Origin of the sequence: Streptomyces sp. NPDC051921 (genome assembly GCF_040680975.1) — a bacterium.
GTDB lineage: Bacteria > Actinomycetota > Actinomycetes > Streptomycetales > Streptomycetaceae > Streptomyces.
Map to the genome: position 1 here is coordinate 92,883 of NZ_JBFAXU010000022.1, position 17,413 is coordinate 110,295.

17 protein-coding genes are annotated in these 17,413 nt (G+C 73.1%); 5 read left to right on the forward strand and 12 right to left on the reverse strand.

Translation table 11 applies throughout. The features are described 5' to 3' along the window. Nucleotides 1–75 precede the first annotated feature (75 nt). Nucleotides 76–1,944, forward strand: coding sequence for an anthranilate synthase family protein (locus tag AB0M16_RS26945; protein ID WP_365347261.1), 1,869 nt, complete (start codon nucleotides 76–78; stop codon nucleotides 1,942–1,944). A gap of 14 nt (nucleotides 1,945–1,958) precedes the next feature. Here the strand turns inward: AB0M16_RS26945 and AB0M16_RS26950 are convergent, their stop codons facing one another. The 5 genes from AB0M16_RS26950 to AB0M16_RS26970 form a co-directional block, all read right to left on the reverse strand. Further along, nucleotides 1,959–2,954, reverse strand: a complete 996-nt coding sequence (locus AB0M16_RS26950) for a 2-hydroxyacid dehydrogenase (protein WP_365347263.1) — start codon at nucleotides 2,952–2,954, stop codon at nucleotides 1,959–1,961. A 72-nt stretch (nucleotides 2,955–3,026) separates the two neighbouring features. Further along, a complete protein-coding gene (locus AB0M16_RS26955) occupies nucleotides 3,027–4,025 on the reverse strand; it encodes an ATP-dependent 6-phosphofructokinase (RefSeq protein ID WP_365347265.1) in 999 nt (332 codons plus the stop codon). Nucleotides 4,026–4,129: 104 nt separating this feature from the next. Continuing rightward, the gene (locus AB0M16_RS26960) at nucleotides 4,130–4,816 is read right to left on the reverse strand and encodes a response regulator transcription factor (RefSeq protein ID WP_365347267.1); all 687 of its coding nucleotides are present in this window, start codon (nucleotides 4,814–4,816) and stop codon (nucleotides 4,130–4,132) included. Next, a complete protein-coding gene (locus AB0M16_RS26965; RefSeq protein ID WP_365347269.1) occupies nucleotides 4,813–6,045 on the reverse strand; it encodes a DUF5931 domain-containing protein in 1,233 nt (410 codons plus the stop codon). Before AB0M16_RS26965 ends, AB0M16_RS26960 begins: the two co-directional genes overlap by 4 nt. A 30-nt stretch (nucleotides 6,046–6,075) precedes the next feature. Then, entirely contained in the window at nucleotides 6,076–6,822 is a 747-nt protein-coding gene (locus AB0M16_RS26970; protein WP_365347271.1) for a lysophospholipid acyltransferase family protein, read from the reverse strand. Nucleotides 6,823–7,056: 234 nt separating this feature from the next. Here AB0M16_RS26970 and AB0M16_RS26975 point away from each other — a divergent pair, with 234 nt between their 5' ends. Beyond that, a complete protein-coding gene (locus AB0M16_RS26975) occupies nucleotides 7,057–7,857 on the forward strand; it encodes an alpha/beta fold hydrolase (protein WP_365347273.1) in 801 nt (266 codons plus the stop codon). Continuing rightward, entirely contained in the window at nucleotides 7,850–8,554 is a 705-nt protein-coding gene (locus tag AB0M16_RS26980) for a hypothetical protein (RefSeq protein ID WP_365347275.1), read from the forward strand. The genes AB0M16_RS26975 and AB0M16_RS26980 overlap by 8 nt, the downstream gene beginning before the upstream one ends. A gap of 17 nt (nucleotides 8,555–8,571) precedes the next feature. Here the strand turns inward: AB0M16_RS26980 and AB0M16_RS26985 are convergent, their stop codons facing one another. The 6 genes from AB0M16_RS26985 to AB0M16_RS27010 all read right to left on the reverse strand — a co-directional run bounded on the left by AB0M16_RS26985 (nucleotide 8,572) and on the right by AB0M16_RS27010 (nucleotide 13,484). Further along, on the reverse strand, nucleotides 8,572–9,357 hold the full coding sequence (locus AB0M16_RS26985; protein WP_365347277.1) for an endonuclease/exonuclease/phosphatase family protein: 786 nt from the start codon (nucleotides 9,355–9,357) through the stop codon (nucleotides 8,572–8,574). Between the two features lie 101 nt (nucleotides 9,358–9,458). Then, nucleotides 9,459–10,400, reverse strand: a complete 942-nt coding sequence (locus AB0M16_RS26990) for an ROK family glucokinase (protein ID WP_365347279.1) — start codon at nucleotides 10,398–10,400, stop codon at nucleotides 9,459–9,461. A gap of 66 nt (nucleotides 10,401–10,466) precedes the next feature. Then, nucleotides 10,467–10,931: a DUF5304 domain-containing protein gene (locus AB0M16_RS26995; protein WP_365347281.1), complete on the reverse strand. Its 465-nt coding sequence runs from the start codon at nucleotides 10,929–10,931 to the stop codon at nucleotides 10,467–10,469. A 51-nt stretch (nucleotides 10,932–10,982) separates the two neighbouring features. Continuing rightward, nucleotides 10,983–12,110, reverse strand: coding sequence for an ArsA-related P-loop ATPase (locus AB0M16_RS27000; protein ID WP_365347283.1), 1,128 nt, complete (start codon nucleotides 12,108–12,110; stop codon nucleotides 10,983–10,985). A 105-nt stretch (nucleotides 12,111–12,215) separates the two neighbouring features. Continuing rightward, nucleotides 12,216–12,659 carry an SRPBCC family protein gene (locus AB0M16_RS27005; RefSeq protein WP_365347285.1) on the reverse strand — a complete coding sequence of 148 codons (444 nt, stop codon included), beginning with the start codon at nucleotides 12,657–12,659 and terminating at the stop codon, nucleotides 12,216–12,218. Between the two features lie 69 nt (nucleotides 12,660–12,728). Next, nucleotides 12,729–13,484 (reverse strand): metallophosphoesterase, encoded by a 756-nt coding sequence (locus tag AB0M16_RS27010; protein ID WP_365347401.1) that lies wholly within the window; start codon nucleotides 13,482–13,484, stop codon nucleotides 12,729–12,731. A gap of 271 nt (nucleotides 13,485–13,755) precedes the next feature. On the opposite strand from AB0M16_RS27010, the gene AB0M16_RS27015 reads away from it, so the two are divergent. Both AB0M16_RS27015 and AB0M16_RS27020 read left to right on the forward strand, forming a co-directional pair. Next, nucleotides 13,756–15,552, forward strand: coding sequence for an AMP-dependent synthetase/ligase (locus AB0M16_RS27015; protein ID WP_365347287.1), 1,797 nt, complete (start codon nucleotides 13,756–13,758; stop codon nucleotides 15,550–15,552). A gap of 127 nt (nucleotides 15,553–15,679) precedes the next feature. Continuing rightward, nucleotides 15,680–16,204 (forward strand): hypothetical protein, encoded by a 525-nt coding sequence (locus AB0M16_RS27020; protein ID WP_365347289.1) that lies wholly within the window; start codon nucleotides 15,680–15,682, stop codon nucleotides 16,202–16,204. 16 nt (nucleotides 16,205–16,220) lie between these two features. On the opposite strand, the gene AB0M16_RS27025 is transcribed toward AB0M16_RS27020, so the two are convergent. Then, nucleotides 16,221–17,363 carry a glycosyltransferase family 4 protein gene (locus AB0M16_RS27025; RefSeq protein WP_365347291.1) on the reverse strand — a complete coding sequence of 381 codons (1,143 nt, stop codon included), beginning with the start codon at nucleotides 17,361–17,363 and terminating at the stop codon, nucleotides 16,221–16,223. Nucleotides 17,364–17,413: the final 50 nt, after the last annotated feature.

Genomic DNA, 17,413 nt, shown 5'->3' on the forward strand with positions numbered 1-17,413 from the left:
GGGCGGCCTTTCTCGTACCCGCGAGGCCGTTCCTCTCCCCGATCTCCCCGATCTCCACGGAAGGAACGACGCCCCATGGACCTCTCCCGCCTCCTCGACGACTCCGCCCCGCCGTTCGCCCTGCTGCGCCGCCGCACCCCCGGCCGGGACCACGACACCGTCGAGGTGCTGATCGGCCCGGTGCACGAGGCCGAGCGCCTGGCCGACCTGCCGGTGGGTCCGCGGCCGACGCTGGCCCTGGTGCCGTTCCGGCAGATCCGCGAGCGCGGTTTCGACGTCCGCGACGACGGCACCCCGCTCGCCGTGCTGGTCGCCGAGGAGGCGTACGAGCTGCCGCTCTCCGAAGCCCTCGAACAGCTGCCGGCCCATGACGTCCGGGTCGAGGGCGGCGGCTTCGACGTCTCCGACGAGCAGTACGCGCGGATCGTGCGGCGCGTGATCGACGAGGAGATCGGCGGCGGCGAGGGCGCCAACTTCGTCATCCGGCGCACCTACACCGGCGGGATCCCGGGCTTCGGGCGGGCCGACGCGCTGGCCCTGTTCCGGCGGCTGCTCTCGGGCGAGCGGGGCGCGTACTGGACCTTCGTGGTGCACACCGGCGACCGGACGCTGGTCGGCGCCAGCCCCGAGGTGCACGTGCGCATGGCCGGCGGCACGGTCGTGATGAACCCGATCAGCGGCACCTACCGCTACCCGGAGGGCGCCGCGCCGACCCCCGAGGACCTGCTCGCGTTCCTCGCCGACCGCAAGGAGACCGAGGAGCTGTCGATGGTGGTCGACGAGGAGCTCAAGATGATGTGCACGGTCGGCGACCGGGGCGGGGTGGTGATCGGGCCGCGCCTGAAGGAGATGGCCCATCTCGCCCACACGGAGTACGAGCTGCGCGGCCGGTCGTCGCTCGACGTGCGCGAGGTGCTGCGCGAGACGATGTTCGCGGCGACGGTGACCGGCTCCCCGCTGCAGAACGCCTGCCGGGTCATCGAGCGGCACGAGGCCGGCGGGCGCGGCTACTACGCGGGGGCACTGGCGCTCCTCGGGAACGACGGGAACGGGGCGCAGACCCTCGACTCCCCCATCCTCATCCGCACCGCCGACATCGCGGCGGACGGGACGCTGCGGGTGCCGGTGGGCGCCACGCTGGTCCGGCACTCCGACCCTGCGGGCGAGGTCGCCGAGACCCACGCCAAGGCGGCGGGCGTGCTGGCGGCGCTCGGGGTGCGCGAGGGCCGGCCGGGCGACGGGACCGCGGTGCCGCCACGCCTCGCCGACGATCCCCGGGTGCGGGCGGCACTCGACGCGCGGCGCGCGGACCTGGCGCCGTTCTGGCTGAGGATGCAGGCGCGCTCGGCGGAGCTGTCCGGGCACGCGCTGGTGATCGACGCGGAGGACACCTTCACCGCGATGCTGGCGCACCTGCTGCGTTCCTCGGGCCTGGAGGTCTCGGTGCTCCGCTACGACGAGCCGGGCCTGCGGGCGCTGGCGCTCGCGCACGAGGGCCCGGTGGTGCTCGGCCCCGGTCCCGGCGACCCCCAGGACGCGGCCGACCCGAAGATGCGCTTCCTGCGCGGCCTGACGGCCGAACTGCTGCGCGACCACCGGTACGGCCTGCTCGGGGTGTGCCTCGGGCACGAGCTGATCGCGGCCGAGCTGGGCCTGGAGATCGTCCGCAAGAAGACCCCGTTCCAGGGCGCGCAGGTGCGGATCGACCTGTTCGGTCAGGAGCGCACGGTCGGCTTCTACAACAGCTTCACCGCACGGTGCGACGACCGGACGGCGACCGAACTGGCCCTGCACCGGATCGAGGTGAGCCGGGACGCGGCGACGGACGAGGTGCACGCGCTGCGCGGACCGGGCTTCGCGGGTGTGCAGTTCCACCCGGAGTCGGTCCTGACGACGGACGGGGCCGCCGTCACCGCCTCACTGCTGGCGGGCGTCCTCGTCTGAGGCCCGGAAGACCGCTACGCCCTCGGTACCAGGACGTTCTCGTTGCGCCGTCCCGCGGTGTAGTCGAGGACGTTCCGGACCGTGGCGTCGACGATCTGGCGGACCGCCTCGACCGTGTAGTACGCCTGGTGGGAGGTGACCACGACGTTCGGGAAGGTCACCAGGCGGGCCAGGGTGTCGTCCTCGACGCCCGCGAGGGACTTGTCGAAGAAGAACAGCCCGGCCTCCGCCTCGTACACGTCGAGGCCGACGCCGGTGAAGCGGCCCGCGCGCAGTTCGCCGACGAGCGCCTCGGTGTCGACGAGGCCGCCGCGGCTGGAGTTCACCAGGATCGCGTCGTCCTTCATCGTCCGCAGGGCGGCGGCGTCGACGAGGTGCCGGGTGGCCGGGAGCAGCGGGACGTGCAGGCTGATGAGGTCGGCCTCGGCGAAGAGCCGCTCCTTGTCGACGTACTTCATGCCGAGCTCGACGCAGGCGGGGTTCTCGGCGATGTCCCAGCCGAGCAGGTTCATGCCGAAGCCGTGGGCGATCCGGGTGAAGGCCTCGCCGATCTTGCCGGTGCCGAGCACGCCGACGGTGCGGCCGCGCAGGTCGCGGCCCATGAGTCCGTCGAGCCGGAAGTCGAAGTCGCGGGTCCGGTTGGAGGCACGGACGATCCGCCGGTTGACCGCCGTCGCGAGCGTCCAGGCGAACTCGGCGACGGAGTACGGCGAGTAGTACGAGACACGGGCGACGGTGAGGCCCAGGCGCTCGGCGGCATCGAGGTCGATGTTGTTGAAGCCGGTGGAGCGCTGGGCGATCATCCGGGTGCCGCCGTCCGCGAGCGTCCGCAGCACCTGGTGGTCGAGGTCGGCGTTGACGCTGGTGGAGACGATCTCGTGGCCGGCGGCGATGGGGGCGGTGTCCTCGCTGAGGAAGAGACCCACGCAGCGGACCTCGCAGTGCCCCGCGAAGGCCTTCTCGATGAGCGGCTTCTCGTCCTTCTGTACACCGAATGCCAGGATCTCCACGAGCCCCTCCGATGGCGATATGCCGCTTTCCGCTGCTTACGGAGCGAATATACGGGCCGTCAGGCCCGTGGCTCAGCCGAAGAAGACCCCTGCCTCCGCGTACAGCGCCGGGTCGACCGTCTTGAGGCGGGCGGTCGCGGCGGCGAGCGGTACGCGGACCACCTCCGTACCGCGCAGCGCGACCATCGTGCCGTGCGCCCCGTCCCGTACGGCGTCCACGGCGTGCAGCCCGAAGCGGGTGGCCAGCCAACGGTCGAAGGCACTGGGGCTGCCGCCCCGCTGGACGTGCCCGAGGACGGTGGTGCGCGCCTCCTTGCCGGTGCGGCGTTCGATCGCCGCGGCCAGCCACGCCCCCACCGATCCCGCGTGCCCCTCGACCGCTCCCCCGCCCCTGGGCCGCGCGCCCTCGGCGACGACCAGGATGGGGGCGTAGGTGGCCCGGAAGCGGGAGGCGACCCAGGCGCAGACCTGGTCGAGGTCGAAGCGCTGCTCGGGTACGAGGATGATGTTGGCGCCGCCGGCGAGTCCGGCGTGCAGCGCGATCCAGCCGGTGTGCCGACCCATGACCTCGACGACGAGGACCCGCCGGTGCGAGTCGGCGGTGGTGTGGAGGCGGTCGATCGCCTCGGTGGCGATGCCGACGGCGGTGTCGAAGCCGAAGGTCCAGTCGGTGGCCGAGAGGTCGTTGTCGATGGTCTTGGGGACGCCCACGAGCGGCAGCCCGTGCTCGGCGTGCAGCCGGGCCGCGATCCCGAGGGTGCCGCGCCCGCCGATGGCGATCAGGGCCTCGACGCGGTGCTTGGCCAGGTTCTCGCGGATCCGGCGGATGCCGTCGGGGGCGGTGAACGGGTCGGTGCGCGAGGCGCCGAGCACCGTGCCGCCGCGCGGCAGGAGGCCGCGGACGGCCCGGACGTCCAGCGTTGCGGTGTCACCGTCGACGACCCCGCGCCAGCCGTCGCGGAAGCCGGTGAAGCTCCAGCCGCACTCCTGGACGCCCTTGCGGACGACGGCACGGATCACCGCGTTGAGTCCGGGGCAGTCTCCTCCGCCGGTCAGCACACCGACGCGCATGGGCACTCCTTCGCCGTACGTGGGGGGATGCCGCCCACGCTAGTGGTGACGTGGGTCACCCTGACACGGCGAAGAGAGTGAATCGCCCGCCCCCGTAAGGGGGATCAGGCGTCGTCGAGGCCGCGCTCGATGGCGTAGCGGACGAGCTCGACGCGGTTGTGCAGCTGGAGCTTGCCGAGGGTGTTCTGGACGTGGTTCTGCACCGTGCGGTGCGAGATGACGAGCCGTTCGGCGATCTGCTTGTAGCTGAGGCCCTTGGCGACCAGGCGCAGCACCTCGGTCTCCCGGTCGGTGAGCTGGGGGGCCTTGGGCTCGTCGGCGCCGTGGGCCGGGGCGGGCTCGGCGGCGAGCCGCCGGTACTCGCCGAGGACCAGACCGGCCAGGCCGGGCGTGAAGACGGGGTCGCCGACGGCCGTACGGCGCACCGCGTCGATGAGCTCCTCCGTGCTGGCCGACTTCAGCAGATAGCCGGTGGCGCCGGACTTCACGGCCTCCAGGACGTCGGCGTGCTCGCCGCTGGCCGAGAGCACCAGGACCCGCAGCGCCGGGTCGGCGCCGACGAGCTCCTTGCAGACCTGGACGCCCGGCTTGAGGGGCAGGTTCAGGTCGAGGACGAGGACGTCGGGAGCGGCGGCCGCAGCGCGGCGCACGGCCTGCTCCCCGTCCCCGGCCGTGGCGACCACGGCCAGGCCCGCCTCGGCGAGGTCGCGGGCGACCGCGTCCCGCCACATCGGGTGGTCGTCGACGACCATGACCTTGACCGGCTGCCGGTCCGCCTGCTGCTCGCTCACTTCGCTCCTGCCTTCCCCCGCCGCTCCCGCGGTGTGCGCGGGACCTTCAGTTCCACTTCGGTGCCCTGTCCGGGGACCGAGATCAGCTCGGCGCTGCCGCCGAGATCCCGCAGTCTGCCCCGGATGGACAGGGCGACGCCCATCCGGCCCTCTCCCTCGGCCTGGTCGAGACGGCCCTCGGGGATGCCGGGACCGTCGTCCCGGACCGTCACGATCACCTCGTCGCCCCAGTCCTCGACCAGGATCCACGCCTGGGCGCCGTCCCCCGCGTGCACCCGCACGTTGTCCAGGGCGGCACCCACGGCGGCGGCCAGTTCGCGGGCGGCCCGGGCCGGCAGGACGACGGGGGTGCCGGGGTCGGCGAGGGTGACCCGCGACCCGGCGCGCGGCGCGAGGAGGCCGCGCAGGTCGACGTCGCCGCCGGTGGCGGCGTCCTCGTCGGGCTCCTCCACCAGCCGGACGAACGCGCCCTCGGACTCGTCCTCGGAGACGTGCGAGGGACGGGTCAGGCCGCCGGCGACCAGGGTGCGCAGGGCGACCTCCTGCTCGCCGGCCATACGGCCCAGTTCGGCCGCCTCGCCGCCGAGTGCGGTGCCGCGTCGCTGCACCATGGCGAGGACCTGGAGCACGCTGTCGTGGATGTCGCGGGCGAGCCGTTCCCGTTCGCGGGTGGCCGCCTCGATCTCCAGGGCCCGGGCGAGGGTGCGTTCGGAGGCGCGGGCGACCTCGACGACGTAGCCGATGGCGATGGAGGCGACCCAGACGAGCAGCACGTTGTGCAGGGTGTCCCGGCTGGGCTCGGCGCGTTCGATGATGTTGGCCACGGCGACCAGGGAGGACGCGAAGCCGGCCCAGCGCCAGCCGCCCTTGATCGCGTACGCGAGGACGGCGCCGGCGGTCCATATGGTCGGCAGGGTGGGGCCGTCGACCGACTGGGCGTCGAGGTCGGCGACCGGCGTGAGCAGGATGCCGGTGAGGGCGACGGTGAGGTCGGCGACGAGGAAGCGCTTGGTGCAGCTCCTGGCGTTCGCCACCATGGGGAGGGTGGCGAGGGTCCACACGCACATCACGGCGAGGAAGGCGACGAGGACCAGCGGCCTCTCGTACCGCTCGCGTCCGAGGACGCCGATCAGCACCGCGTAGACCATCGTCAGGACGCGGTAGGCGGTGAGCGCGCGCCACAGCGGCTGCTCGACCGACATGCGCACGACACGTTCGCGCCTGGCCATCTCCCCCACCCCCGTGCGCCCCCTCAGGGGTCAGGCGCCGGACTCTTCCCGCGCCGCGATCTCGGCCTTGACGGCTTCCTTGGCGGCCTTCTCGGCCTCCGCGATCTGGCGCTTGGCGGCCGTCGCGTAGATGTCGACGTACTCCTGGCCGGACAGCTTCATGATCTCGTACATGACCTCGTCGGTCACCGAGCGCAGGATGAAGCGGTCGCCCTCCATGCCCTGGTAGCGGGTGAAGTCGAGCGGCTTGCCGATCCGGATGCCGGGGCGCATCAGCTTGGGCACGACCTTGCCGGGCGGCTGGATCTTCTCGGTGTCGATCATGGCGACCGGGATCACCGGCGCTCCGGTGGCCAGCGCCACGCGGGCCAGGCCGCCGGGCTTGCCGCGGTAGAGCCGTCCGTCGGGCGAGCGGGTGCCCTCGGGGTAGATCCCGAACAGCCCGCCGCTCTCGATGACCTCGATGCCGGCCTTGATCGCCGCCTCGCCCGCGCCGCGGGCTCCGGAGCGGTCGACGGGGAGCTGGCCGACGCCCTTGAAGAAGGCGGCCGTCAGCTTGCCCTTGACGCCCGGGGTGGTGAAGTACTCGGCCTTCGCGATGAAGGTCACCTTGCGGTCGAGGACCGCCGGCAGGAAGAAGGAGTCGGAGAAGGAGAGGTGGTTGCTCGCGAGGATCGCCGGCCCGTCGGAGGGGACGTTCTCGAGGCCCTCCACCCAGGGCCTGAAGGCGAGCTTCAGGGACCCTCCGATGGAGAACTTCATTGCGCCGTAGATCAACTCGCCAAGCCTTCCGTGTGCCGCCACACCCTCTGCGTGCGCCGTCACGACGACCTTATCCCGTGCGGGACCGGCCGGACCGCCGTGGGGAAGCGCGGCTTCGGCTTTCCTTCGTGCGAACGGCCCTGGTCGGTGTCGGTCCGGTCGCGTACGGTGAAAGCCTTCCCCTTACCGAAGCCGCTTCGGGTCGTCCGCGAGAGCGCGGTCCGGAGTCGAACCCGAACAGGAGACCCCGTGCCGGTCCTTCCTGGAGCCGAGCCGTACCGCCACGAGGGCGGAGAGGTCGGCGTCCTTCTCTGTCACGGATTCACCGGTTCCCCGCAGTCGATGCGCCCCTGGGCCGAGTACCTGGCCGGGCGCGGACTGACGGTGTCTCTGCCGCTGCTGCCCGGGCACGGCACGCGCTGGCAGGACATGCAGCTCACCACGTGGCACGACTGGTACGCCGAGGTGGACCGCGAGCTGCGCGACCTGACCGCGCGCTGCCGGCGGGTCTTCGTCATGGGCCTGTCCATGGGCGGCGCGCTGACCCTGCGGCTCGCGGCGAAGCACGGCGACGCGATCAGCGGCATCGTGCTCGTGAACCCGGGCAACAAGGTGCACGGCCTCGCGGCCCACGCGCTGCCCGTCGTCCGCCACCTCGTGCCCTCCGCCAAGGGCATCGCCAGCGACATCGCCAAGGAGGGCGTGGAGGAGCTGGGCTACGACCGGGTGCCGCTGCACGCGGCGCACTCGCTGCGGCGCCTCTTCCAGGTCGTCGACGCGGAGCTGCCGCAGGTGACGCAGCCGCTGGTGCTGCTGCACAGCCCGCAGGACCATGTGGTGCCGCCGGCCGACTCGGCCCGCGTGCTCAGCCGGGTCTCCTCGACGGACGTCAAGGAGGTGCTGCTGGAACAGAGCTACCACGTGGCGACGTTGGACCACGACGCGGAGCGGATTTTCGAGGAGAGCTGGGCGTTGGTGACCCGGCTCGCTCCGGAGGCCGTCGGCGAGCACGTCGGGAACAGCGAGAAGGGAAGCGCGAGCGGTGGCTGAACAGCAGGACGGGGAGCGCGAGCCGCAGCCCATCGACGAGGCGGCGGCCTGGGCCGCGATCGTCGCCGGCTACGGCGAGGAGCCCGCGGACCCTCCGGGTGCGCGCCCCTTCCGCCCGGTGGAGGACCTGCAGCTCCCCGAGATGCCGGAGGACGACGAGGGCACGGCCCGCGATGCCCGCACGGCTCCGGACGCCCCGGGGAAGCCGGCGGCCGCGGACATCCCCACGGCGACGGAGAAGCCGGACAAGTTCCGGAAGCCGGAAGCCCCGCGCGGGGAGCCGGAGGTCCCGCCTGCGGAGCCGGGGTCCCCCGGTGACGAGCCGGACAAGCCTGCCCTGGGGTCTTCCGTCGTCTTCGCCCCGGGCGTGGCCCTGGGTGGCGGCGGCCCCCGCGACTACGCGCTGCCCGAGCCGGACGAGTCCTCCGGGGCGGCCGACGAGGGCCACTTCGTGCCGCCGGAGCCGCCGCCGCTGCCGGAGGCCGACACCACGACCAGGTTCGCCTGGCTCGCGGTGGTCGGCGGCCCGGTCCTGATGCTGCTCGCCGTGCTGCTCCAGTGGGACATGACCTGGTGGCTGACCACGCTGTGCGTGGGCGGCTTCCTGGGCGGCTTCGTGACGCTGGTGGCCCGGATGAAGCACGACGACGAGGACGACGACGGCTTCGACGACCCGGGCCGGGGCGCCGTGGTGTAGTCGGCCGCCGGGAGGTGTCACGCCCGCTGGTCGACAGCCGCCGGACGGGGCTTTTCCGCCGGGACACGGACCACCGCCAGGACGGGCAGGTGGTCCGTCGCCGTTCTCAGGTCGCCGGGGTCGAGGCCCGTCGGGACGCCGCAGCCGAGGAACTCCACGCCCGGGGTCGCCAGGACCGCGTCGATGCGGCGGTCCGGGGCGGTGACCGGCCAGGTGAGCTCCGTGCCCCAGGGCGCCGTCGCCCAGCCGTCCTGGAGCTCCTTCGTCAGGCGGGTCCAACTACGGCCGCCGGGGCGCTCGTTGAGGTCGCCGGCCACGATCGCGTACGGCGTGCCGAGGGCGGCGACACGGTCGAGGAGCAGGCCCGCCTGGGTGTGGCGCTCCTCCTCGTGGAGGCTCAGGTGGCAGCTGACCAGGCCGACCCGCGCCCCGCCGAAGCGGACCACGGCGGTGGCGAGGCCGCGCCGGTGCCGGCCCGGGGCGAGGGGCAGCAGGACGTCCTCGGTGCGTTCCACGGTGGCCCGCAGCGAAGACAGCAGCAGGGGTCCCGCGGCGGTGGCGCCGCCGCCGAGGACGACGAGCTCGCTCTTGGCGGCGAGCCGCGCCGCGTGCTTGCGCCAGCGGAAGAAGCGCGGCGCCTCCTGGACGAAGACGAGGTCCGGGGCGCAGGCCCGGATCACCCGGGCGAGGGCGTCCTCGTCGTCACGCATCGAGCGCACGTTGTAGGAGAGGATCCGGACGACGGCCGAACCGTCGGGCTCGGTACGGGAGTTGGGCAACTCGCCGATCGCACTGTTCGCCATGCGGCCCACCATAGGCGCGGTGCCCGCCGCGCCCCAGAGGGCGCGACGGGCACCGTCGCGAGATCCTGCCGAGCTCCTGCCCGGCCCTTGTCCGGTCCTGTTCAGCCCTGGCGGGCGAGGTCGGCCGCGCCGACCAGACCGGCCTTGTTGCCGAGCTGTGCGGCGAGGACCTGGGCGTGCGGACGCCACTGGCCGCCGATCAGCCAGCGCCGGAAGGACTTGCGGATCGGCTCGAGGACCAGTTCGCCCTCGTCCGAGACGCCGCCGCCGACGATGAACGCCGACGGGTCGAACAGCGACGCCAGGTCCGCCAGACCGGCGCCGGCCCAGCGGGCGAGCTCGCGGAAGGAGTCGCGGGCCACCGGGTCGCCCGCGCGGGCGGCCTCGCTGACGTGCTTGCCCTGGATGCCCTCGGGGGTGCCGTCGCCGAGGGCGAGGAGCACCTTGGCGTTCTCGGGGGTGGCCGCGGCCCGCTGCTTGGCGTACCGGACGAGGGCACGGCCGGAGGCGTACTGCTCCCAGCAGCCCTGGCTGCCGCAGCCGCACAGCAGGCCGTCGGGGACGACCCGGATGTGGCCGAACTCGGCGGCCACGCCGAAGCGGCCGCGGCGCAGCTTGTTGCCGATGATGATGCCGCCGCCGAGGCCGGTGCCGAGCGTGATGCAGATGACGTCCTCGTGGCCCTGGCCGGCACCGAACCGGTACTCGCCCCAGGCGGCCGCGTTGGCGTCGTTCTCGACGACGACCGGGAGACCGACCCGCTGCTCGACCTTGTCCTTGAGCGGCTCGTGCCGCCAGTCGATGTTGGGTGCGAAGAGGACGGTGGCGCGCTTGTCGTCGACGTAGCCCGCGGCTCCGATGCCGACGGCCTCGATCTGGTACCCCTTGCCGGCCTCGGAGACCGCCGCGCAGATGGCGTCGACGATGCCTTCGGGGGTCGGCGGGGTGGGCACGGTGTGCGTGTCGAGGATGTTGCCCTCCTCGTCGACCACGCCGGCCGCGATCTTGGTGCCGCCGATGTCGACGCCGATGGTGAGTCCCATGTGTCCCTCAGTTTTCGGTCGAGCCCCGCTAGGGCCCACCGTACCCGAGGAGGGCGCCCCTCCTGATCAGTCCAGGTCGATGTGCTGCCCGGTCGCGGGTCCGTCGTCCCGGCCGTCGTCCTCGCCCTCGTCCTTGTCCTTGTCCTTCAGGTCGTCGGCGTCCGCGCCGGTCGCCTGCCGGCTGTCGCCGCGGGTCCAGCGGGCCTCCTGCCCCTGGACGGCCGAGCGGTAGGCGGCGAGGAGCTCGTTGCCGGCGGCGGCCAGGTGGTCGAAGACCTGCGGATTGCGCTCGATGACGGGCTCGACGAGGGCCTTCGCCTGGTTGACGACCTGCTGGACGGTGGCGGCGGCCTGCCCGTCGGCGAGGGAGCCGCCGAACGTGCCGCCGAGCTTGTCGGCGACGGCCTCGAAGAGCTTGCGGAACTCCTCGGCCGGAGTGCCGGGCTCCTCCCCGCGACGGGCGCGGCGGCGGGCCTTCTCGGCCTCCAGGTCCTCGGCGCAGGCATCGGCCCAGGCGTCCGAATCGCTCATGGCGTACTCCTTAAGGCTTCTACGGTCGACGGTACACGCCTCGCGCGCGGGTCAGGGAGTGCTCCTGGGCCAGAGTCCGGGGTCCGGGGTGAAGCGGATGCGCAGGTCGCCGTCGACGAGGCCGGCGCCGGTGACGGTGCAGCGCCGCAGCACTGCCGGCAGCGGGACGCCGCGGCGGAACGGGCCGACGGCGAGGAGGAGTTCGTCGCCGCGGCGGACGAGGGAGAGCCCGTCCTTGACGGCGCCGGGCAGCGGGACGTGCCAGACGAGGATGCCGTCCTCGGCGCGGCGGTCCTCGACGGTCCAGGCGGGCGCCCCGGGGGGCGCGGCGGGCTCCGGTACGGCCAGCAGGACCAGGTCCTCGGGCCCGCGGGGCGCGCGCCCCAGGTGCGGCAGCTCGTGCAGCTCGGGGTGGGCCTCGCGGAGGGCGGCGAGGTGGCGGTGCTGCTCGGCGGCGAGGCCGGCGAACCAGGGGTCGGGCGAGTCGGCCGGCAGCACGCGGTTGGCGACGACGGTGTCGAGCGCGAGGCCTTGCAGCGCGAGCCCGAGCCGGGCGGTGCGCAGCGCCTCCACGGCGGCGGGCCCCGGCTCGACGACGAGCCGGACGGCGGTGCGCGGGGAGTCCACGACCTCCTGGACGGCGGCCAGCTCCGTCTCCCAGCGGGCGGTGGTCCCGTACAGCCACTGCGCGGGCAGCGGTACGCCGGCGAGCTGGGCCAGCATCGGACGCAGCGCGCGGGCGGCCTGGCGCTCGGGCGGCAGCAGGCGGCGCAGGTAGCGGCGGAGCTGCTCGGGCAGGGCGAGCAGCGCGAGCGCGTCGGGGACGGGCGGGAGCTCGACGACGACGAGGTCCCAGTCGCCCGCTGCGGCGTCCCGCAGGGCCCGCAGCAGGGCGAAGTGCCGGCTGCCGGGGAGCTCGGTCAGTTCGGCGTCCTCGAAGGGCGCGGCCCCGAGCAGGTCGAACGCGGCTCCGGACCGTGCCTGCAGCGCGAGGAACTCGCGCCGGAAGTCCGCGGCCGCGTCGGGCACGAGCACCTGAGGCCCCCCGGGCCCCGGTTCCTCGGCGTCCGCCGACACCAGCAGCACCCGCCGGCCCGCGCGGGACTCGGCGAGCGCGGTCCCGGCCGCCACAGAGCTCCGGCCGGCCCCGCCCGTACCGGTCACAAGAATGATCCGCATACGCCGACGGTACCGGCGCCCCGGGCGGGCCCACGCGACCGGTCCGGACACGGCCGCCCGCGGCGCGGCCGCGGCGAGCCGGAGGGCGCCCGCGGACCCGTGGGGCTACTTCGGCGACTCGACGCGCTTCTTCAGGCCCGCCAGGGCCCGGTCGATGATGACCTTCTCCGCCTTGCGCTTGATCATGCCGAGCATGGGGATCTTGACGTCGACCGTGAGCTGGTAGGTGACCTCGGTGCGGGAGCCGCCCGCCGCCGGGGCGAGGCGGTAGGAGCCGTCGAGGGCGCGGAGCATCTGGGACTTGACGAGGGTCCAGGAGACCTCGTTGTCGCCGGTCCAGGTGTAGGCGAGGGTGTGGTCGTCCTTGATCGCGCCGGCGTCGAGGAGCAGGCGGACCTTCTCCGCGCGGCCGGACGCGTCGGTGTCCAGGACCTCGGCCTCCTTCACCTCACCCGTCCACTCGGGGTAGCGGGCGAAGTCGGCGATGACGCTCATGACCTCGGCCGGGGCCGCCTCGATGGTGATGCTCGAGCTGGTGTGTTCCGCCATCGCGGGGGCTCCTCGTATGGACGCGATCCGTGTCTGCGTGCAGGCTATCGCGCCGTCGTCACGGGCCTGTCACCACTCCAGGCTCCACGGGCGCCCGGTCGCCGCGAAGTGGCCGACGTTGACGCACTCGGTCGCGCCGACCCGCATGCGGCGGGCCAGTGGCTGGTGGACGTGGCCGAAGAGGGCGTAGCGGGGGCGGACCCGGTGGATGGCGTCGAGGAGGGCGCGGCTGCCGCGTTCGAAGCGACGGGCGACGGTGTCGTAGGTGAGCTCCGGGACGTCCGGCGGGATGTGGGAGCAGAGGACGTCGACCTCGCCGAGGGCCTCGACCTTGGCGGCGTACTCCTCGTCGGAGATCTCGTACGGGGTCCTCATCGGGGTGCGCAGGCCGCCGCCCACGAAGCCGAAGACGAGGCCGTCGAGCTCGATCCGGTCGCCGTCGAGGACGGTGGTGCCGGGGCGGGCGTACTCGGGCCAGAGGCCGGGGATGTCGACGTTGCCGTAGGTGGCGTAGGTGGGGGTGGGGAAGGCGGCGAACATCTCCGTGTACTGGCGGCGGACGGCCGACTCGATGGCCGTCGCGCGGTCGATGCCGAGCTCGCCCCACAGGCGGCGGCCCAGGTCGCGGGCCTCGTCGAAGCGGCGGGCGGTGCGCAGCTCGACGATCAGGTCGGCGTTCTCGACGCCGAAGAGGTCGGGGAAGATGCCCCGGCTGTGGTCGGCGTAGTCGAGGAAGAGCACCAGGTCGCCGAGGCATATCAGGGCGTCGGCGCCCTCCCCCGCCCGGGCGAGGGCCCCGGTGTTGCCGTGCACGTCGCTCACCACGTTGATCCTCATGGCGTCAGCCTAGGGGGTACGACCTGCGGTTACTTGGGAGTCGGGAAAGCGGTGGACTACTGTGCGCCAAGGAACGCCATACATGTGTGACGCACGGAACATCTGGCCTGAACCCCCTATCGGGATCCGTGTACTGATGGGTAACGTCCGGGCAGTCCACAGTCGTGCTCACCCCCACACAGAGCACCTGCCCGATCATGGACCGCACCGGCGCGTCACACAGAGTCGTGGCGCCGGCGCCCGATGAGGAGCAGCAGTCTTGCGCGAGTTCAGCCTTCCGGCCCTGTACGAGGTCCCCACGGACGGCAACCTGACGGATCTCATCCGCCGCAACGCCTCTCAGCACCCAGACGTCGCCGTGATGGGACGCAAGGTGGCCGGGGCCTGGACGGACGTCACCGCGAAGCAGTTCCTCGCCGAGGTCCGGGGGGCGGCGAAGGGGCTGATCGCGGCCGGCGTCGAGCCGGGCGACCGGGTCGCGCTGCTGTCCCGTACCCGCTACGAGTGGGTGCTGCTGGACTTCGCGATCTGGAGCGCGGGCGCGGTGACCGTGCCGGTGTACGAGACCAGCTCGCCGGAGCAGATCCAGTGGATCCTCGGCGACTCGGGCGCCTCCCTGGCGCTCGTCGAGACCGCGGCGCACGAGGCCTCGGTGGAGTCGGTGCGGGTGAACCTGCCCGGTCTGAAGGGCGTCCGGCAGATCGACGCGGACGCCGTCGCCCGGCTGACCGCCGAGGGCGCGGACGTCTCCGACGAGGAGCTCGACCGCCGGATGTCGATCGCGCACGCGGACGACCCGGCGACGATCGTCTACACCTCGGGCACCACCGGCCGCCCCAAGGGCTGTGTCCTGACCCACCGCGCGTTCTTCGCGGAGTGCGGCAACGTGGTCGAGCGGCTGAAGCCGCTGTTCCGCACGGGCGAGTGCTCGGTGCTGCTGTTCCTGCCGGCGGCCCACGTCTTCGGCCGGCTCGTCGAGGTCGCCTCGGTGATGGCGCCGATCAAGCTCGGCTGCGTGCCCGACATCAAGAACCTCACCGACGAGCTCGCGGCCTTCCGGCCGACGCTGATCCTCGGCGTGCCCCGGGTCTTCGAGAAGGTCTACAACTCGGCCCGGGCGAAGGCGCAGGCCGACGGCAAGGGCAAGATCTTCGACAAGGCCGCGCACACGGCCATCGCGTACAGCCGTGCGCTGAGCACCCCGCAGGGCCCGTCCTTCGGCCTGAAGCTGAAGCACAAGGTCTTCGACAAGCTGGTGTTCAGCAAGCTGCGGGCGGTGCTCGGCGGCCGCGGCGAGTACGCGATCTCCGGCGGCGCGCCCCTGGGCGAGCGGCTCGGCCACTTCTTCCGCGGCATCGGCTTCACGGTCCTGGAGGGCTACGGCCTGACCGAGTCGTGCGCGGCGACCGCGTTCAACCCGTGGGACCGGCAGAAGATCGGCACGGTCGGCCAGCCGCTGCCGGGCTCGGTGGTGCGGATCGCCGACGACGGCGAGGTGCTGCTCCACGGCGAGCACATCTTCTCCGGCTACTGGAACAACGAGGCCGCGACGGCCGAGGCGCTGGCGGACGGCTGGTTCCACACCGGTGACATCGGCACCCTGGACGAGGACGGCTACCTCGCGATCACGGGCCGCAAGAAGGAGATCCTGGTGACGGCGGGCGGCAAGAACGTCGCCCCGGCGGTCATCGAGGACCGGATCCGGGCGCACGCGCTGGTCGCCGAGTGCATGGTGGTCGGCGACGGACGCCCGTTCGTGGGCGCGCTCGTCACCGTCGACGAGGAGTTCCTCGGCCGCTGGGCGGCGGAGCACGGCAAGCCGGCCGGTTCGACGGCGGCCTCGCTGCGCGAGGACACGGACCTGATCGCGGAGGTCCAGCGCGCGGTGGACGACGGCAACGCGGCGGTCTCGAAGGCGGAGTCGGTGCGGAAGTTCCGTATCCTGTCGGCGCAGTTCACGGAGGAGGCGGGGCACATCACCCCGTCCCTGAAGCTGAAGCGCAACGTCGTGGCGAAGGACTTCGCCGACGAGATCGAGGCGATCTACCGGGCCTGACGGCTCTTCGGAACGCCCCCGGCGGGCCCGTGTCACGGGCGGCCGGGGGCGTTCGCGCGCGTCAGGGCCGGAATGGTCAATTCCCCTCACACGACCACACACGGCACACACGACACGAAAGGCAGTCATGCGGCTCCAGCGCACCGCCGCCGCTCTCGGCGCGGCCCTCACCTCCCTGGTCGTCCTGACCGGGTGCAGCAGCTCCTGGGGAGCGGACGCCGGGTTGCCCGAGGCCGGCGACATGGCGGCGATCGAGAAGCTGGTCGGCTCACACACGATGTGCAGCGACCTGCGGACGGGTGTGGGCGACAGCGGCGCGATGGGCTCCGAGGCGAAGGACCCGGCCTGGGCGATCAAGGAGCGCGGGGTGTGCGGCGACGACGCCCGCGACACCGTCACGCTGCTGTCCGTCTCCGACATGGAGAAGTTCCAGCAGACCGCCCGGCGGGCCGCGGCGGGCGGAAACGGCACCCGCTTCCTGCTGGGCCAGGACTTCGCGCTCGTCGCGCACGACGAGTCCACCGCCAAGGCCCTGCTGAAGTCGGACGTGCTGCTCTTTACCTGCGAGAAGGGCTTCAAGGTGCCCGACGGCTACCGCAACGAGAAGCTCCTCGTCGACGGCTGCGCGCTGACCGACTACCTGCCGGGCTGAGCCCCGGAGCGGCTTCTCAGAGCAGCTCCCTGAGGCGCTCGGCCAGCAGGTCCCAGCGCCAGCGCTCCTCGACCCACCGCCGGCCGCGCTCGCCCATGCGGGCGCGCAGCTCCGGGTCGAGGAGCAGGGTGGCGACCCGGTCGGCGGTCTCCTCGGGGACCCCGCCGCGCACCACCCAGCCGGTCTCGCCGTCGAGGACGGCGTCGGGCGCGCCGCCCGAGTCGCCCGCGACGACCGGGAGACCGGTCGCGGAGGCCTCCAGGTAGACGATGCCGAGTCCCTCGACGTCGAGGCCGCCGCGTCGGGTGCGGCAGGGCATGGCGAAGACGTCGCCCGCCCCGTAGTGCGCGGGCAGCTCCGACCACGGCACGGCGCCGGTGAACCGTACGGATCCGGCCACCCCGGTCGAGACCGCGAGCTTGCGCAGCTCCTGCTCGTACGGGCCGCCGCCGACGATCAGCAGGACCGCTTCGGGCACCCGGCGCAGGATCTCCGGCATGGCGAGGATCAGGGTGTCCTGGCCCTTGCGCGGCACGAGCCGGGAGACGCACACGACGACCGGGCGGTCGCTCAGCCCGAGCCGCTCGCGCACCTCGGCGCCACCCGAGTCCGGGTGGAAGGTCTTCTCGTCGACCCCGGGCGGGAGCTGCGTCATCCGCGCGGCGGCGGCCGGGCTGAGGGCGCTCGCGATCCGGGAGCGGGTGTACTCGCCGAGGTAGGTGAGGGTGTCCGTGCCCTCGCCGATCCGCCGCAGCAGCTGCCGGGCGGCGGGCAGCTGGGCCCAGCCGGCCTCATGGCCGTGCGTGGTGGCGACCAGCCGCCGGGCGCCGGCCCGGCGGAGCGCGGGTGCCATCAGGCCGAGCGGGGCCGCCGCGCCGAACCACACCGACTCGCAGCCGTGCTCGCGCAGCAGCGCCGTCGCCCGGGCGGTGACCCGAGGAGTGGGCAGCAGCATGGTGGTGCGGTCGCGGACCACCGTGAAAGGCTGTTCCGCGTCGAACGCGGCGGTCGCCTCGATCCCTTCGCGGCTGCGCTTCCACGTGGAGGCGTAGACCACGACCCGCTCGGGATCCAGGCGCAGCGCCATGTTGTGCAGGAAGGCCTGGATTCCGCCGGGACGTGGCGGAAAGTCGTTCGTTACGATCAGGGTCTTGTGCATCGTGGCCGACAGTACCGTGGTCGCGCCTCCAGCCCGGCACCACCACCCTC

Excerpts from the sequence above, each read along its gene's own strand:
- AB0M16_RS26945 (WP_365347261.1), top strand. The coding sequence starts at position 76 with ATGGACCTCTCCCGCCTCCTCGACGACTCCGCCCCGCCGTTCGCCCTG.
- AB0M16_RS26955 (WP_365347265.1), bottom strand. The coding sequence starts at position 4,025 with ATGCGCGTCGGTGTGCTGACCGGCGGAGGAGACTGCCCCGGACTCAAC.
- AB0M16_RS26965 (WP_365347269.1), bottom strand. The coding sequence starts at position 6,045 with ATGGCCAGGCGCGAACGTGTCGTGCGCATGTCGGTCGAGCAGCCGCTG.
- AB0M16_RS26985 (WP_365347277.1), bottom strand. The coding sequence starts at position 9,357 with ATGGCGAACAGTGCGATCGGCGAGTTGCCCAACTCCCGTACCGAGCCC.
- AB0M16_RS26990 (WP_365347279.1), bottom strand. The coding sequence starts at position 10,400 with ATGGGACTCACCATCGGCGTCGACATCGGCGGCACCAAGATCGCGGCC.
- AB0M16_RS26995 (WP_365347281.1), bottom strand. The coding sequence starts at position 10,931 with ATGAGCGATTCGGACGCCTGGGCCGATGCCTGCGCCGAGGACCTGGAG.
- AB0M16_RS27000 (WP_365347283.1), bottom strand. The coding sequence starts at position 12,110 with ATGCGGATCATTCTTGTGACCGGTACGGGCGGGGCCGGCCGGAGCTCT.
- AB0M16_RS27005 (WP_365347285.1), bottom strand. The coding sequence starts at position 12,659 with ATGGCGGAACACACCAGCTCGAGCATCACCATCGAGGCGGCCCCGGCC.
- AB0M16_RS27020 (WP_365347289.1), top strand. The coding sequence starts at position 15,680 with ATGCGGCTCCAGCGCACCGCCGCCGCTCTCGGCGCGGCCCTCACCTCC.
- AB0M16_RS27025 (WP_365347291.1), bottom strand. The coding sequence starts at position 17,363 with ATGCACAAGACCCTGATCGTAACGAACGACTTTCCGCCACGTCCCGGC.